The 15,158-nt window shown below is 54.8% G+C and carries 16 protein-coding genes; 6 read left to right on the top strand and 10 right to left on the bottom strand.

Features of this window, described 5'->3' with window-relative positions:
- Positions 1 to 96: 96 nt before the first annotated feature.
- Positions 97 to 537 (top strand): GNAT family N-acetyltransferase, encoded by a 441-nt coding sequence (locus PGR23_RS06555; protein ID WP_316422246.1) that lies wholly within the window; start codon positions 97 to 99, stop codon positions 535 to 537.
- Between the two features lie 159 nt (positions 538 to 696).
- On the opposite strand, the gene denD is transcribed toward PGR23_RS06555, so the two are convergent.
- The 5 genes from denD to otnK form a co-directional block, all read right to left on the bottom strand.
- On the bottom strand, positions 697 to 1,680 hold the full coding sequence (gene denD / locus PGR23_RS06550) for a D-erythronate dehydrogenase (RefSeq protein ID WP_396279717.1): 984 nt from the start codon (positions 1,678 to 1,680) through the stop codon (positions 697 to 699).
- A 19-nt stretch (positions 1,681 to 1,699) separates the two neighbouring features.
- Positions 1,700 to 3,016 (bottom strand): MFS transporter, encoded by a 1,317-nt coding sequence (locus PGR23_RS06545; protein WP_213292576.1) that lies wholly within the window; start codon positions 3,014 to 3,016, stop codon positions 1,700 to 1,702.
- A 63-nt stretch (positions 3,017 to 3,079) separates the two neighbouring features.
- Positions 3,080 to 3,859: a 2-oxo-tetronate isomerase gene (gene otnI / locus PGR23_RS06540; protein ID WP_380376781.1), complete on the bottom strand. Its 780-nt coding sequence runs from the start codon at positions 3,857 to 3,859 to the stop codon at positions 3,080 to 3,082.
- Positions 3,859 to 4,488: an aldolase gene (locus PGR23_RS06535; protein WP_045394494.1), complete on the bottom strand. Its 630-nt coding sequence runs from the start codon at positions 4,486 to 4,488 to the stop codon at positions 3,859 to 3,861. Before PGR23_RS06535 ends, otnI begins: the two co-directional genes overlap by 1 nt.
- Positions 4,485 to 5,753: a 3-oxo-tetronate kinase gene (gene otnK / locus PGR23_RS06530; RefSeq protein WP_213797256.1), complete on the bottom strand. Its 1,269-nt coding sequence runs from the start codon at positions 5,751 to 5,753 to the stop codon at positions 4,485 to 4,487. The genes PGR23_RS06535 and otnK overlap by 4 nt, the downstream gene beginning before the upstream one ends.
- A 221-nt stretch (positions 5,754 to 5,974) precedes the next feature.
- On the opposite strand from otnK, the gene PGR23_RS06525 reads away from it, so the two are divergent.
- Positions 5,975 to 6,748, top strand: coding sequence for a DeoR/GlpR family DNA-binding transcription regulator (locus PGR23_RS06525; protein WP_045394489.1), 774 nt, complete (start codon positions 5,975 to 5,977; stop codon positions 6,746 to 6,748).
- Here PGR23_RS06525 and tam read toward each other — a convergent pair.
- A complete protein-coding gene (gene tam / locus PGR23_RS06520) occupies positions 6,714 to 7,502 on the bottom strand; it encodes a trans-aconitate 2-methyltransferase (RefSeq protein WP_396279716.1) in 789 nt (262 codons plus the stop codon). The genes PGR23_RS06525 and tam overlap by 35 nt on opposite strands.
- A gap of 177 nt (positions 7,503 to 7,679) precedes the next feature.
- Between tam and PGR23_RS06515 the strand changes: the two genes are divergently transcribed.
- The gene (locus PGR23_RS06515; RefSeq protein ID WP_396279715.1) at positions 7,680 to 8,480 is read left to right on the top strand and encodes an MBL fold metallo-hydrolase; all 801 of its coding nucleotides are present in this window, start codon (positions 7,680 to 7,682) and stop codon (positions 8,478 to 8,480) included.
- A 6-nt stretch (positions 8,481 to 8,486) separates the two neighbouring features.
- Here PGR23_RS06515 and PGR23_RS06510 read toward each other — a convergent pair whose 3' ends face one another.
- Both PGR23_RS06510 and PGR23_RS06505 read right to left on the bottom strand, forming a co-directional pair.
- A complete protein-coding gene (locus PGR23_RS06510; protein WP_015366702.1) occupies positions 8,487 to 8,777 on the bottom strand; it encodes a hypothetical protein in 291 nt (96 codons plus the stop codon).
- A 215-nt stretch (positions 8,778 to 8,992) separates the two neighbouring features.
- The gene (locus PGR23_RS06505) at positions 8,993 to 10,177 is read right to left on the bottom strand and encodes an MFS transporter (protein ID WP_430915612.1); all 1,185 of its coding nucleotides are present in this window, start codon (positions 10,175 to 10,177) and stop codon (positions 8,993 to 8,995) included.
- 250 nt (positions 10,178 to 10,427) lie between these two features.
- Here PGR23_RS06505 and PGR23_RS06500 point away from each other — a divergent pair, with 250 nt between their 5' ends.
- A complete protein-coding gene (locus tag PGR23_RS06500; protein WP_162184068.1) occupies positions 10,428 to 10,601 on the top strand; it encodes a hypothetical protein in 174 nt (57 codons plus the stop codon).
- Between the two features lie 51 nt (positions 10,602 to 10,652).
- On the opposite strand, the gene PGR23_RS06495 is transcribed toward PGR23_RS06500, so the two are convergent.
- A complete protein-coding gene (locus PGR23_RS06495; RefSeq protein ID WP_396279713.1) occupies positions 10,653 to 11,531 on the bottom strand; it encodes a DMT family transporter in 879 nt (292 codons plus the stop codon).
- A gap of 98 nt (positions 11,532 to 11,629) precedes the next feature.
- On the opposite strand from PGR23_RS06495, the gene PGR23_RS06490 reads away from it, so the two are divergent.
- Both PGR23_RS06490 and PGR23_RS06485 read left to right on the top strand, forming a co-directional pair.
- Positions 11,630 to 12,958: a PLP-dependent aminotransferase family protein gene (locus PGR23_RS06490; RefSeq protein ID WP_315712785.1), complete on the top strand. Its 1,329-nt coding sequence runs from the start codon at positions 11,630 to 11,632 to the stop codon at positions 12,956 to 12,958.
- 180 nt (positions 12,959 to 13,138) lie between these two features.
- On the top strand, positions 13,139 to 14,305 hold the full coding sequence (locus PGR23_RS06485) for a YbfB/YjiJ family MFS transporter (protein ID WP_396279712.1): 1,167 nt from the start codon (positions 13,139 to 13,141) through the stop codon (positions 14,303 to 14,305).
- Here the strand turns inward: PGR23_RS06485 and PGR23_RS06480 are convergent.
- Positions 14,237 to 15,124, bottom strand: a complete 888-nt coding sequence (locus PGR23_RS06480) for a LysR family transcriptional regulator (RefSeq protein ID WP_316422251.1) — start codon at positions 15,122 to 15,124, stop codon at positions 14,237 to 14,239. The two genes, PGR23_RS06485 and PGR23_RS06480, sit on opposite strands and share 69 nt — an antisense overlap.
- Positions 15,125 to 15,158 lie beyond the last annotated feature (34 nt).

Genomic DNA, 15,158 nt, shown 5'->3' with positions numbered 1-15,158 from the left:
AGGAAAAAGATGAAATGTGCACTCGTCGCTTGAAGTCATTTTCAGAAAGCAAAATAATGACTTAACGATGACGTTTAGCGTGCGGAGATCCCATCAATGAATATCGACATTCGTGAACCTGCCGACCGGGATTACAGCGCCTGGCGAGCGTTATGGGAGGGGTACACGCAGTTCTATAATAGCCCGCAGCCGGACAGCGTCACCGAACATACCTGGCGGCGTTTGCGGGACCCGCATTCACCGGTAATCGGCCGGGTGGCCGTGGTCGATGGCGAGGTGCTGGGGTTTGCTATCTGCGTACTGCACGAAGGCACCTGGGTGACGACGCCAATTTGTTATCTGGAGGACCTGTTTGTTGCGCCAAAAGCCCGCGGACGGGGAGTCGCGAGAACGCTGATTCAAACCCTGCAGGCTGAAGGTAAAATTCAGGGATGGTCGCGGCTGTACTGGCACACCCGTCACGATAATCCTGCACGCCGACTGTATGATGAATTCACCCCTGCGGACGATTATGTTCGGTATCTGATGAAGCTCTAGCTGTGCGACACAGGAGAAGCAACATGGAAAAACGAATCGAAACTACCGTTAATCTGATTATGTTTCTGTCGTTACTGGCCACCGCCTGGGATCTTTCGCTGGTTCACGACTTCCCCTGGTAACATGCCGCGGCGCCGTCGGGCGCCGCTGGTACCGAACCTATTTGAGGTAATCCGCCATATACTCTTCGATCATTTCGCTGAAGCTGTGGTTGGCGCTAAACCTAAGACGCTGAGCGTAACGCGTGTCGAAATCGCCGGGCCATGAATTGACAATACGTTCAATGGCGGCATCGGGGGTGAAGGTGATGCGCTGCGCGACCTCACTGCCGGCAACCTGGCGTAACGCCGCGATCATCTGTTCGACGCTGACCGACAGCCCGCAGAGATTAATCACTCGACCGTCCGTCAACTGTGCTTCAGCCAGTTCATGCCCGTGAATTAAAGCTTTAATTGCGTTACGGGGCGACAACAGCCATAAACGAGTATCCGCCGGGACCGGGCAAACGGCGGGTTCTCCATTAAGAGGCTCGCGGATAATACCGCTGGCAAAACTCGATGCCGCCTGATTGGGCCTTCCCGGACGCACGACGATGGTGGGCATGCGCAGACTTCTGCCATTAAGCCAACCGCGTCGGCTGTAATCCGCCAGTAACAGATCGCAAATCGCTTTTTGCGTACCGTAAGAACTCTGCGGCAACCATACCTGTGAATCGCTCACTTTTTCCGGCAACTCGCCGCCGAATACCGCCACCGAACTGGTGGTCACCAGTTTGACGCTCTGCGGCAACTGACGCAGGCGCTCCAGCAGTTGGCGGAAGGCATCAACGTTGATTTTCATCCCCAGCTCGAAGTCTTGTTCCGCCTGGCTTGAAACGATGGCGGCTAAATGAAAGACGCTATCGACCTGAGCGGGAATCGCGCTACGTAACCATTCGCTATCGCTGATGTCGCCGGTTAATACTTGTAAACGGCTATCGTCGATCCCCTGTAACGCCACGCGGTCGATAGCGATCAGTCTACCTATTTCTTGCGTTTCGCCCTGCGGGCCGCTTAGCGAACCACGTTGAAGCAGGGCCTTGACCAGTTGGGAGCCAAGAAATCCGGCGGCGCCGGTGACGGCAATCGTTAATGTATTATTCATGGTGATGTTCTCAATATTATTAATGGTTAACCATACGAGCAGGAATACGGAATATCGCAGCGGCGCCGATAAACAGCGTCGCGGAGATGATTAAGGTGCCGGTTAGCGTCGAATGAGTCATATCGGTGAGCAGGCCCATGATCCACGGCGCGACAAAGCCGGCGAGATTGCCAAAGGAGTTGATCACCGCGATACCGACCGCCGCTGAAGCGCCGCCAAGGAAGGCGGTCGGCAGGCTCCAGAAGAGTGGTAGGGTGCTCAATCCGCCCGCTGCACCAATTGTTAAGCCGATCATCGCAATCACCAAATCGTGGCTGAACAACGCCGCAATAATCATGCCCAGGCCGCTCATGACGGCGATGGCGGCGAGATGCCAGCGACGTTCTCTGTGTTTATCGGCGCTACGCGAAGCGGCAATCATGGTGACTATCGCTGCGGCATAAGGAATAGCGGTTAACAATCCGACTTTCAGCACATCGCCTTCACCGGCGTTGTGAATCAGCGTTGGCATCCAGAAACTAACGGTATAGAACCCGGCAATCAGGCAGAAATAGATAAAAGTCAGTAACCAGACCTTCGGATTCTTCAGTACGGCCAGCATTGAACCATGCTGCTCAGTTTTATGGCTGCCATCGCTGTGCAGTCGCGCCTCGAGCAACGCTTTTTCGTCATCTGAAAGCCATTTCGCCTGAGCGATGCGGTCGGTAAGCAGAAATATCACCAGTACGCCAATCAGCAGTGATGGCGCGCCTTCAATAATGTACAACCACTTCCAGCCAGCGAGACCGCCGTACTCATGAAAATGGCCCATAATCCAGCCAGAAAGCGGAGCGCCGAGGATCCCCGAAAGCGGCACGGCGGTAGCAAAGAGGGCAAACATCCGTCCACGGCGATAGCTGGGGAACCAGAACGAAAGATACAGAATTACGCCGGGATAAAAGCCTGATTCCGCCACGCCTAAAAAGAAGCGCACGGTATAAAACTCCAGCGGCGTGCGCACGAATGCCGTCAGCGGCGCGATGAGCGCCCAGGAAATAAGTAAACCGCCAAGTAAACGTCTGGCGCCGAAGCGATGAAGAATCATATTGCTGGGAATTTCAAAAAAGAAAAAGCCGATAAAAAATATTCCCGCGCCGATACCGTAAACAGTATCGGAAAAGGCCAGATCGCTCGACATTTGTAATTTAGCGATACTGACGTTGATTCGATCAAGATAGGCCAGAATATAGCAAATCATTAATAGGGGCAGCGTGCGGCGGACGACTTTCTTCCACACTAACTCTTCATTTACGGCAGGCGCAACCGCCTCCAGGCTCAACGCAGAGTGGTTTGACATAGTTCTATCTCCAGAAAATGAGCGCGCATCGGCGCTCACTGAGGCATTGATATTATGTGATTTTTAGTTATTTAACCAAGGTTGCGCCCAGCGCAGTCCGGCTTGTGTCCCGGCGCGTGGACTATATTCTGCGGCGACATAACCCTCATATTTTTCCTGCTCGAGTACGGCGAATATCCATTGATAATCCACTTCGCCGTCAATCGGTTCCTGGCGCGCCGGTACAGATGCGATCTGGATATGGCCGATATACTCTTTAAAGTTTTTCAATAAATAAGTTAGATTGCCATCGACCTGCTGGGCGTGGAAAATATCAAGCTGCAGTCGAATATTATCGCGGTCCGCCTGGCGAATATATTCCATCGCCTGATATTGGCTGGAAAATAAATATCCCGGACGGGTGGCGGGCGATAAACCTTCAAGCAGAATGGTGATGTTATGCGGTTTGGCTCGATCCGCCGCGTAGCGTACGTTGTCAATAAACGTGTTAGCACATTGCTGCCGGTCGAACCCTTCGGTGACGCCCGCCATAACGTGTATCGCCGGGCACTGCAGAGCTGCAGCATAATGAATAGCTAAATCAATGGCTTTGCGGGCTTCCTGTTCACGGCCGGGTAAAGCCGATAACCCCCATTCGCCGCGTGCGGTATCGCCTGCCGGAGTATTGATGCCGATAAGCTTGAGGTGATGTTTCTCTAATTCGTGGGCGACGGTCGCTACGGGATATTCATAGGGGAACCACATCTCCACGGCGTTAAAACCGGCACTGGCCGCCAGGGAGAAGCGCTCCAGAAGCGGATTTTCGCCGAATAACATCGATAAATTGGCAGCAAGTTTCAACATTATTGCATTCCTCGAAGCACAGTCATTTGTTGATGATCGAGATAGTTCACCGGGCTGTTTTTCAACGTGAAGAACAGGCGGGCGGACGCTTCCATCTCTTCCAGATTGTCGGCGGCATCGCGTAGCGATTTACCCACCACCACCGGACCATGATTAGCCAGCAAAAAAGCCTTATGCTGCGCGGCGCGTTCGCCGAGCCATTGGCCAATCTGCGGATCGCCTGGGCGGAAATAGGGGACAAGCGGTATTTCACCTACCCGCATGACCACATACGGCGTGCAGGCCGGCAGGGTATTAGCCGGATCCAGATCCTGCAGGCAGGATAAAGCCGTCAGGTAGTGGCAATGCAGATGGACGACGGCGCGACACTGAGGATTGTTGCGGTACAGCGCGAGATGAAAACTCACCTCTTTTGAGGGTTTTAACCCCGAGAGCAATTCACCGCTCAGGGTCACGTGCGACAATTCTTCGGCGTTAAGCTCGCCAAGACAGGAGCCTGTCGGGGTGGCCAGAATCGTGCCGTCAGCAAGCTGGACGGAAAGATTGCCCGCCGAACCGGTTGCGTAGCCGCGTTGAAAGAAAGAGCGTGCGATAGCCACCATCTGTTGGCGTAAGGATGACTCGTTCATGCGCAAACCTCCGCGGACTGCGCGCGAGCAAAGAAATTGTCATCGCCAAAATTACCCGATTTGAGCAGCAAGAAAAGCGGTCGGGAATCTGCCTTAATCCACGGCACGCCGGGTGAGACCGCGGCGCCAATAGCGAAATGGCGAAGCTCCAGCGCTTGCGTTACCGCGCCGGAGGTTTCTCCACCAGCGACGATGAACCGGCTGACGCCTTGCTGCACAAGTTGTTTTGCCAACAGAGAAAACAGCGCCTCAACAATCAACCGGCTTGGCTCGGCGCCATAGCGTTGCTGGATGTTGTGCAGTTCGGCGACCGAAGTGGTGGCATAAATCATAGGCGCCATGTCCGCGTTGGACTGCTTTTTCAGCCATTCAACGATCTGGACGCAGTACTCATCAAGCGTCCAACGTTTATCCAGCAAACCTGCCACGTCCACGGCCAGCGATGGCGCCAGTTGGCGGTATTTTTCCACCTGCGCCTGAGTTCTCATAGAACAGGAGCCGGATAATACTACCGTGCTGGCCGCTGGCGTGGTGACGCTAAAGGGAAGGGAAGGCGCCGTGGCGTTGGCCCAGCAGCGCGCGAGACCGGCGGCTAAGCCGGATCCCCCGGTAACCAGCTTCATATCGTGCAGCGCTTGTCCCTGAATTTGCAGATGTTTATCGTTTAATGCGTCCAGTGCGATATAGCGATAGCCCGCGGCGGATAGGGTTTGGATGCCGTCGCGCACGGCCGCCTCGCCGGACTCCAGCATCTGAGCATTGATAAGGGCGCATGTGCCGCGTGACTGACGTTCCATTAAACGTCGCAGATCGCTGTCATCCATGGGATTGACCGGATGATTGCGCATACCGGATTCCTGGAGCAGGCGATCTTCAACGAATAAATGTCCCTGATACACCGTACGACCATTAATGGGCAAAGCCGGAGAGATCACCGTGGTTGCGACGCCCAGCGCATCCATTAAGGCATCGGTGACCGGACCGATATTCCCCGCGATCGTGCTATCGAAGGTGGAGCAGTACTTAAAATAAAAACGGTCGCACCCCTGTTGTTGCAACCAGTGTAGCGCATTCAGTGACAGTGTCACAGATTCTTTGGCTGGAACAGAACGTGATTTCAGACTCACGACTAATGCGCGAGCATCACCCAGGTAATCTTCTCCTGGGACGCCGCTAAACAGGCTGGTCGCTATTCCGTTATTGGCCAGAAAACTGGCGATATCCGTCGCGCCGGTAAAATCATCGGCAATTATGCCTGCTCTCATATCCAGTCCTCTTCATACAGCGAGTGTTAATTTACGGTACTATCTGTTGTTAAATGTTAATATCAATGATTCAGATGATGAATACAGCGACAATGATCACATTAAATAACATTTATTATCTATTTTTCACATGGTGTGGCGCTGTCAATCCGATGTACAGCCCATCTGAATGTGATAAAATGTGAAAATATGAGATGACGAGACACCATCAGGAGAAATCGATGCTGCCGTTGGAAAGACAAGAGAAGATACTGGAAATCATTAAAGACAAAGGGGTGGTCAGCGTCGTCGAACTGGTCGAGGCGCTGGGCGTGTCGCATATGACGATCCGGCGCGATATTCAGCGCCTGGAGCAGCTTAACGTGCTGGCCAGCGTATCAGGGGGCGTGGCCCTGCCGCAACGAACCCGCTTGCTGAATGAACCTTCGCATCGCGATAAGACTCTGATGTTCCCACAGGAAAAGGAAGCTATTGGCCTGGCGGCGCTTAAGCACATTCCGGCGAATAGCACCGTCTATCTGGATGCCGGGACCACGACGCTGGCGTTGGCTGAAAACCTGGTTGAGCGCAAGGATTTGCTGATCGTCACCAATGATTTTGCCATTGCCAATTTGATGATTGAACGCGGGCAGTGTGAATTGATTCATACCGGCGGGCGTCTATGTCGTGAAAATCAGTCAGCCGTTGGCCACCTCACGGCGAAAATGTTAGAGAATCTGTTTATCGATGTCGCGTTTATTTCAGCGTCATCGTGGAATTTACGCGGTCTGTCGACGCCTAACGAAAATAAAGCCATCGTGAAACAGACCGTCGCGAAGGTAAGTGAAAAATGTATCCTGCTCAGCGATTCATCAAAATACGGAAAAATGGCGAATTACCTGATCCTGCCGCTGAGCGAACTTGATGTCATCATCAGCGATGACGGGCTGAGTAGCAGCGTGGTAAATCAACTGAATGCGCTTAACGTTGAGGTCGAACTGGCGACGAGGCGTTAACCAGGCGTCGCGCGACAATAAACAGCCGCGGGAACAATAACAGCACCTTTCCGTTACACTGTAACGGATAGTGTTGCTGTAACAGCGTCAGATAACGCTCTAAAAACACCTTCTTTTCTGCTTCATCAAGATTTTGCAGGTACGGGCGCAGACCGGTCGCCTGCAGCCAGTCAACGATCGCCTGGTGCGATTCCAGAGGGTGATAATAGGTAGTGCGCCAGATGTCTACCTCGCAGCCGCTGTGGGTCAGCATGTCGTAATACTGCTGAACGCTGGGGAGCGGCTGTCGGCCGCTTTCCGGAAATCCCAGTTCTTCAGCAACCTGACGCATCAGAGTATGAGAGGGCTCTTGCCAGTTATCCGGCATCTGAACCGCCAGAACGCCGCCATCGCTTAACTGACCGGCCAGCCGTGGTAACAGCGTTTGATGGTCTGTGAGCCATTGCAAAGAGGCATTGGCATAAATCAGGTCAACCCGCTCTGCGGAATACCAGTTTTCGATATTCGCCGTAACGAATTCGCAATCGGGAAGCGCTTGCGTCGCCTGTTCCAGCATGGCGGCGGAATTATCAACGCCGATAATTCGTGCTTCAGGCCAGGTAGCACGCAGCAAGGCAGTGCTGTTACCGGGGCCGCAGCCCAGATCGACTGCCAGCTTTACCGGCTGTTGCGCAATACGCGCCGTGAGCTCAGCCGCCGGTCGGGTACGCTCATCAGCAAATTTCAGATACAACGAGGGATTCCAGTCTGCCATAGTCGACCTCAGATTAATGTTCCGCGTTCATCAGCATAGAGGACGTAGCGTGGTTGTGAAGCTGTTTTTTAGTGACAGTGTCACTTTTTCGCAGTGAAGGGTGCGGCGCTCATCACACAGATTGCAGGGTTTCTTCGTTACACTGGTCGCGCATATATAACAGGGATGAATGATATAATGGCCTTAACCATCAGGGTATTACTGGAAAATCGCCTTGCGGCGCACGCCGACCCGGCGTTGATAGCCAAAGCCGGGCTCAGCCTGCTCATTGAAGATGAAACCAGTAAAGTGCTGTTTGATACCGGCCCGGACGGCAGTTTTCTTGAGAATGCGCAGCGGATGGGGATTAAACTGGAGAATTTGACCGCGACGGTATTATCACACGGCCACTACGATCACTGCGGCGGCGTTCCCTGGCTGCCGGATGAAAGTCGAATTATCTGTCATCCACGGCTTGCCCAACCGCGCTATGCCGCTATCAGCCTTGGCCGGCACGTACGCAAAATCAAAAAACTCTCGCTTGAGCTCGACTATTCCCGCTTTCGCATGGAATGCTACCGGCAGCCGTTTGCCATCAGCGAACGTCTGTTGTGGTCCGGCGAGATCGTGGTAAACCGTCCGCAATCCTTTGGCATTTTAGCCAGTACGCCGTTGACGCCTGATTATATCGTCGATGAAGGCGTCCTTATTTATCTCTCCGACCACGGTCTGGTCATCATCTGCGGCTGCGGACATCGCGGAGTAGAGAACATCGTGCGGCATTGTCAGAATATCACCGGCATTGAGCGGGTCCACGCGTTGATCGGTGGGCTACACCTGCGCGCCGCATCTGTCGCCAGGGTCTGGCAGGTCAGGAGTTACTTACAGCAGCTGCAGGTGGAGAAAATTATGGCCTGTCACTGTACCGGCGCCTGGGGAAAACTGTGGCTCGCCGGCGCAAAGGCACCGGCCACCGGCGATATTTTGCAACTAGCTTAATAAGGGTTAGTCGGCATCTTTGAGCATTTCGGCGCGCCGGGCGGTGGCATAGACGAATTCCAGCATCGGCTCAAGGTCAGTATCGTGTCCCGCCTGGATGATTTTGCCACGTAGCCATTCAATTTCGCTGGTGATATCCGGATGAAAAATGTTGTTGTCCTGCGCCTTGCGTAACCATTTGAGAAGAAAATTATTTTTCCCTCTCGCTCCGCCCGATTTCTTCGTTTTTACGTGGATTTTCAGCGCGACCAGAATGCAGTAGTAAAAATGGACGCGCTGGTTGAAACTTTGATGCATGTCGGTATTTCCCGCCAGGGTAAGCCGCTCGCCGCATCAGGCGACGAGTCGAATGGAGCCAGGTCACGGGGGGATCGTTTTGTTGACAACCTCTATCACTGCACCCGTACCGCCCGGCATCCAGGACTGGATGCTCGCAGAATGGTGGCACGGATATTAAAGCGTCGTCAATTATTGATTAAATTGTTACCAGTATCATGATTAATCGGCATACATCATACGTTCGACCTGGTCTGTTGCAGACGAACCCGAAGCAGCAGGATAAACGCCATGGCGACGACCACCGCAGCCAGCAGATACAGCGTATCGAGCGCATAATAACCCGCCACCCAACCGGCAACCGGGCCGGTCAAACCCAGCGCCAAATCGAGAAAGGCTGAATAGGTACCCAGCGCCGTGCCCTGGTTTTGTTCTTCTACCTGTTTCACCGCCTCGACGCCCAGCGCCGGGAAGACCAGCGAGAAACCAGAACCGGTGAGGAATGCGCCAATACCGGCGACCCACGCCGACGGCGCCTGCCAGATAATCAATAATCCAAGACACTCCACTACGAAGCAGACAAGCGACACCGGCACGCCGCCGTAGCGGGTAATGGTGTTGCCAAGGATCAGGCGTATACAAATAAAACCGATGCTGAAGAGAGAGAGCGTGAATGCAGCGCCTTGCCAGTGGTGAGCCGAAAAATAGAGGGTGATAAAGGTGGCGATGACGCCAAAGCCGACGGTACCCAGCGCCAGCCCCAGCCCGTAGGGCCAGATCCTGCGCACTACCACATGGAATGGCGCTCTCACTCCGGCGGTTACGCTGACATTCTGTCGCGTGCGGGCAAACAGCAGGCCAATTAGCGCAACCAGCACTACCACTACGGCAAAACCGCTGATGCCAAAATAGCTATTGAGCATCACCCCCAGCGGCGCGCCGACGGCCATTGCCACGTAGGTCGCGACGCCATTCCATGAAATCACCCGCGAGGTGTGAATCGCGCCAACGGTTTTAATGCCCCATAACGTCGCCCCGGTGGCGGTAAAGCTTTCTCCCACGCCGAGGAAAACCCGGCCAATCAACAGGGCACTGACGGCGAGAAGCGGTATAGCTTGCAATATCACCGCCGCGAGGGTGAAGACTCCGCTTAACATGCAGCAGATGATGCCGAGGCTAACGACCTTTTTCGGCCCCCAGATATCGGTATAGCGGCCAGCGTGAGGTCGACTTACGAGCGTTGAAATGTACTGCAGGCTGATAACGACTCCGGCGATTAGCGTACTGTACCCGAGCTGATAGTGGATGTAGCCGGGAAGCACCGCCAGCGGCAGGCCGATGGAGAGATAGCAGATACAGGTGAAAACCACGATGGAAATAATACGCAGGTTAAGCTGAGTGGTGCTAACAGAAGTGGTCATAACGCTAAGTGTTTAAAACGAAAGGGAGGATAAGCATAGCGCAAGCGCGGCGACTCCGGCGAGCGGGCGAGCATTTTATGCCAACGCTCGGTTCATTTATTGGCAAAATGACCGATAATATAGCTATACAGATGATAAATAACGCCCATATTATTTTTTAGAGTGATACCTGAGTTTGAAAGGGAAATGGATGAGTGGCCAGTCTTAGTATGGAGCACGGCAATCTATTTGCTTCCCGGAGGTCATCGCGATGAAAAAATTACTTATATTGCTCATTGTTTTTGCAGCATCCGCCTGTTCAGGAGGTTCCTCATCATCCTCGGGGATGGCGCCGGGTCAGGGGCTTGATTCGCAAACCTGCATGAACGACACCATTGATGCTAACAGCGCCTGCGGCCATTCGGTTGCGCCACAGTTTAATTGATAGAAGACAGCCTGAGAGAGGAGCGCGCCTCAAATCAGGCTGCCGACTATTTTAACGGGCAAAGCGCTTCGAACCGATCACGCAGAAAATGATGCCAAGCGTGACGACAACCATCAACGGGCTCACTGCTTCATGAAGGAGCAGCGCCGCCAGCGCCAGGCCGAAAAAGGGCTGCAATAGCTGGAGTTGACCGACCGCCGCAATACCGCCGATTGCCAGTCCCCGATACCAGAAGATAAAGCCTATCAGCATGCTGAATAACGAGACATAGGCCAGCGCCGTCCATGCAGACGCACTGATACCACTGAAGCTGACGGGAAGCGTTAAGCCGCAGGCTATCAACATCAGGGGTAGGGACAGGAGCAGCGCCCAACAGATGACCGCCAGCCCGCCAAGCTCTCGGGTGAGGCGCCCCCCCTCGGCATAACCCAATCCGCAGACCACTACCGCCGCCAGCATTAGCAGATCGCCCGCGACGGAGATCCCGGCATTACCGGCCAGCGCGAAACTGGCCACCAGCACGCTGCCCAGCAGCGAGAATCCCCAAAAGGCAGGGCGCGGTCTCTCACCACCGCGGATCACCGCGAAAATCGCCGTCGCCAGCGGCAATAACCCAATAAAAACAATTGAGTGTGCGGATGTCACCCGCTGTAGCGCCAGCGCCGTCAGCAGCGGAAAGCCGATGACCACGCCGCCGGCAACCAGCGCCAGTGAACGCCATTGTCCCGCTTGCGGGCGCGGCAGGCGTAAAAGCCAGATCAGGCCCAGCGCAAGCACCCCGGCAATCGCACCACGACAGAAAGTCAGGAAAAAAGGATCGAATTCCTGCACGGCGATGCGGGTGGCGGGTAGCGAGCCGCTAAAAATAGCGACGCCGATAAAGCCGTTTATCCAACCGGATATGGAAGTGGAAGCGCGACGGTTGTGCACGTGAGACCTCTTTGTAGTGATAGTTAAGGTGGTTGACCGGGTCGATAGTAGGTCGCACAATTCATGACAATCAAATAATTGTCATGGATACAATGACGATGAAAAACCGCTATAAATCTCTGGTTGATCGCTATGCGGCAGCAATCCGCAGCGGTGCGCTGGCGGCTGGCAGCCAACTGCCGACCCATCGGCAATTGGTCGTTGAACATGGAATTTCTCTGGCTACCGCGACGCGGGTCTACAGTGAACTGGCGTTAATGGGGCTGGTCAGCGGTGAAACGGGACGCGGCACTTTTGTGCGTGAACTGAGCTTGCCGCCGGGGCTGGGTGTCGATCAGCACGCCATTGCCCCGGATATGATCGATCTTAATTTCAACTCTCCGGCATTGCCGGAACAAACCGTTCTCCTGCGCGAGGCATTAAAAAAGCTGTCTGGCGCGGGCGATCTGGAGGCGTTGTTACGCTATCAACCGCACGCTGGACGTATGAGCGAACGGGAAATAGTGGCCCGGCATCTTAACAGACAGGGTATTGCGGCCAGCGCCGGGCAGGTCGCTATCGTTAACGGCGCTCAGCATGGGCTGGCGGTCACGCTCGGCGGCCTGCTGCGTCCCGGCGATGTGGTTGCGGCAGATGCATTGACCTATCCGGGATTTCGCGCCCTCGCCAGGCTCTATCAACTTGAACTGGTTGCTATCCCGCACACAACACAAGGGCCGGATCTCGATATGCTTCGCAGCCTGTGTGAAAAACGGCGGGTAAAAGCGATTTACACCATGCCGACGCTGCATAACCCTCTCGGCTGGGTAATGAATCTGGCGCAGCGTAGTCAACTGGTTGATATTGCCCGCCAGTTCGATTTGTTCATCATTGAGGATGCCGCCTATGCATGGTTGATTGAAAACGCGCCGCCGCCGCTGATGTCTCTGGCGCCTGAGCGTACGGTCTATGTGTGCGGTTTTTCAAAAAACATCGCCACCGGTTTACGGGTTGGCATGGTGGTATGCCGCGAGGGGTTAATGCCGGCGATAGAGCGGACGATCCGCGCCACCAGCTGGAATACGCCGGCCTTAACGACGGCGCTGGTCTGCGGCTGGATCCAGGATGGGACGCTGGCCCGGCTCGAAACTATAATGCGCGCAGATGCGCGGCAGCGGCAGGCCATCGCCCGTCAGGCGTTGGCTGGCTTACCAATGATTGGCAATGAAAATGCCTGGTTCCTTTGGCTGCCGTTGGGCGAGGAGATCCGCGCCGATCGCGTCGTGAAACAGCTGCTAACCATGAATATCGCTATTTCCACCGCCGAACCGTACAGCGTCGGCCGTGATGTGCCGCATGCTTTACGTCTGGCGCTGGCGTCACCGAGTCTCGATAAACTGAGCGCCGCGCTGAAGATAATGCGGCCCATTATCGAGTACGGCGTTTAACGACCATTTGCTCCTGACAACCATCCTTCGTCTCTAATCGAAGTATCTTGCGGTAGGTGCTTTTACTCTTTGCCTTAGCGCGACGACTTGCTCGGCGCATTATGCTATTACATAATAAAAAGAGAATTAAAGTTAAATAATATTCTCTTTTTGAGATTAATTGTGCAAGGGGTAACGGAGATGCGACAAATCAGGCCGCAGATAAACGCTTTCTTATTAGCGCTGGCAGGGGCGACGGTATTAATGATTGGTATGGGTTACGGCCGCTTCGCCTTCACCGGGATCCTGCCGGTGATGTTAAGCGATCAGATCCTGACGCTGCGTCAGGGTAATCTGGCCGCCTCCGCTAATTATGCCGGATACCTGCTGGGAGCATTGTTGCTGGCGAAGGCAAAGCCGGAGCAGGCGACCAGAATGAATATTGTCTCGGTCATTCTGACGCTAATTTGTCTGGCGCTACTGGCCTGGCTGCGTTCGCCGCTGGCTATCATTATCCTGCGCGGGTTGGCCGGGGTACTCAGTGCGGTAACGCTTATCTCCGCCTCGTTATGGCTACTGCAGCATATGAAACATCATAACGGCGCGCCGGTACTGTTTGCCGGTGTCGGGATGGGGATCTTTTTATCGGCGGAGTTTATTGCCGCCGGTAAAGCGCTGGCGTTTAGCAGTCAGCAAATCTGGCTACTGTGCGCGATCACGGCGATGGTGCTGTTTTTATGCGCCTTGCGCGGATTATTAAGCCCGGCGGATTCGCTGCTGGCGTTACACCGCGGGCCCGCAACAGCGATGCCGAGCGACAATGGGCGCACGGGCGATGCGGTAAAATTGCTGCTGATTTATGGCCTCGCGGGTTTCGGCTACATCATCACCGCGACCTATTTGCCGCTGTTTTTGCACGGCGCGCTATCGGGTATCGACCCGGTGCACCTGTGGGCGGTATTTGGTCTCGCGGCGGTACCTTCCTGTTTTATCTGGCACCAACTTGTACTAAAAATTGGCTATCAGCGGGCATTTTGTAGCAATCTCGTTATTCAGGCCTTCGGCGTGGCCTTACCGGCATGGAGCCACTCATTCACCTTTTGTCTGTTGAGCGCGCTGCTGGTTGGGGCGACCTTCCTTGGGACGGTAACCATTGCCTTGTCAGAGGGCAAGCGGCTAAATCAGGAGGTAAAATTTAATATGATTGCCGCGCTCACGGCGACTTACGGCGTCGGGCAGATAATCGGGCCGCTGGTCGCCGATGGGTTATACAGCCTGACGGGATCGTTTAATCCTTCACTATTGACGGCCAGCGGCGTGTTGCTGGGAGCCGCCGGGCTGGTTGCCTGTGGCCGGCGTCAGCAATAACTGGCGCAGGGCGTCGAGAATAGGCGACACATACCCGCGGCGCCAGATAAGCTGGGTGGCGGCCTGGGTCACGTATTGCGTCTGGCAGCCTGCGGGCAGCGTGAGCAGGGCCAGGACGCTTTCCGGGAGCAAACAGGCGTAGCGACCGGTGGCGACGTTAGCCATCATCGCGTGATAGGAGCTGACTTCGACGATGTCCACGTGCGTTCCCGTCTGCTGCAGATATTCGATGCCGCGTTGGCGGTAGGTACATCCTGCCGGGAAGGCGGCAAAGCGGTAGTCGCGCCCATCGACAGGGGAGATCAGGACCAGCTGTTCGATGAAAAGCGGTAGATATTCAAGCGTTTGTGGGCATTGAAGGCTGCCGTCTGGGCCGGCCGGCAGTGAAACCAGCGCGCAGTCCAGCGTTGCGTTTTCGACCAGTTCAGTCAGCTGACGGGTGGGCATGGTACGCAATGTCAGGTCGGCGTCCGGACAGCGTTGCTGAAACAAAGGCAATATGGCCGGCAGGCGGCTGGCGGCGCAGGCTTCCATCGCGCCGAGTTTTAACGTCCCCGAGGGCCGTGCCGGGTGCAGCGCCAGTTTGGCCTCTTCGGCAAGGCTTAAAATTCGCCGCGCGTAGCTGAGGAAGTTTTGTCCGGCGGGTGAAAGCAGCATCTTCTTGTTTCCGCGCACGAAAAGCTCGACTTCCAGCTCCTCTTCAAGCTGCTGAATGCGCGTGGTGATATTGGATTGCGCGCGACCAAGTTGTTTCGCCGCCTGAGTGACGCTTTGCGTTTCGGCCACCAGTTTAAAGATCAGTAATGTGGTGTGGTTCATATTTTTCTTCTCAATATGACAATGGAGTTGATCT

The sequence above is a fragment of the Klebsiella sp. 141162 genome (assembly GCF_050600755.1).
GTDB classification, from domain to species: domain Bacteria; phylum Pseudomonadota; class Gammaproteobacteria; order Enterobacterales; family Enterobacteriaceae; genus Klebsiella; species Klebsiella aerogenes.
This window is presented reverse-complemented; position numbering and strand designations above follow the sequence as displayed.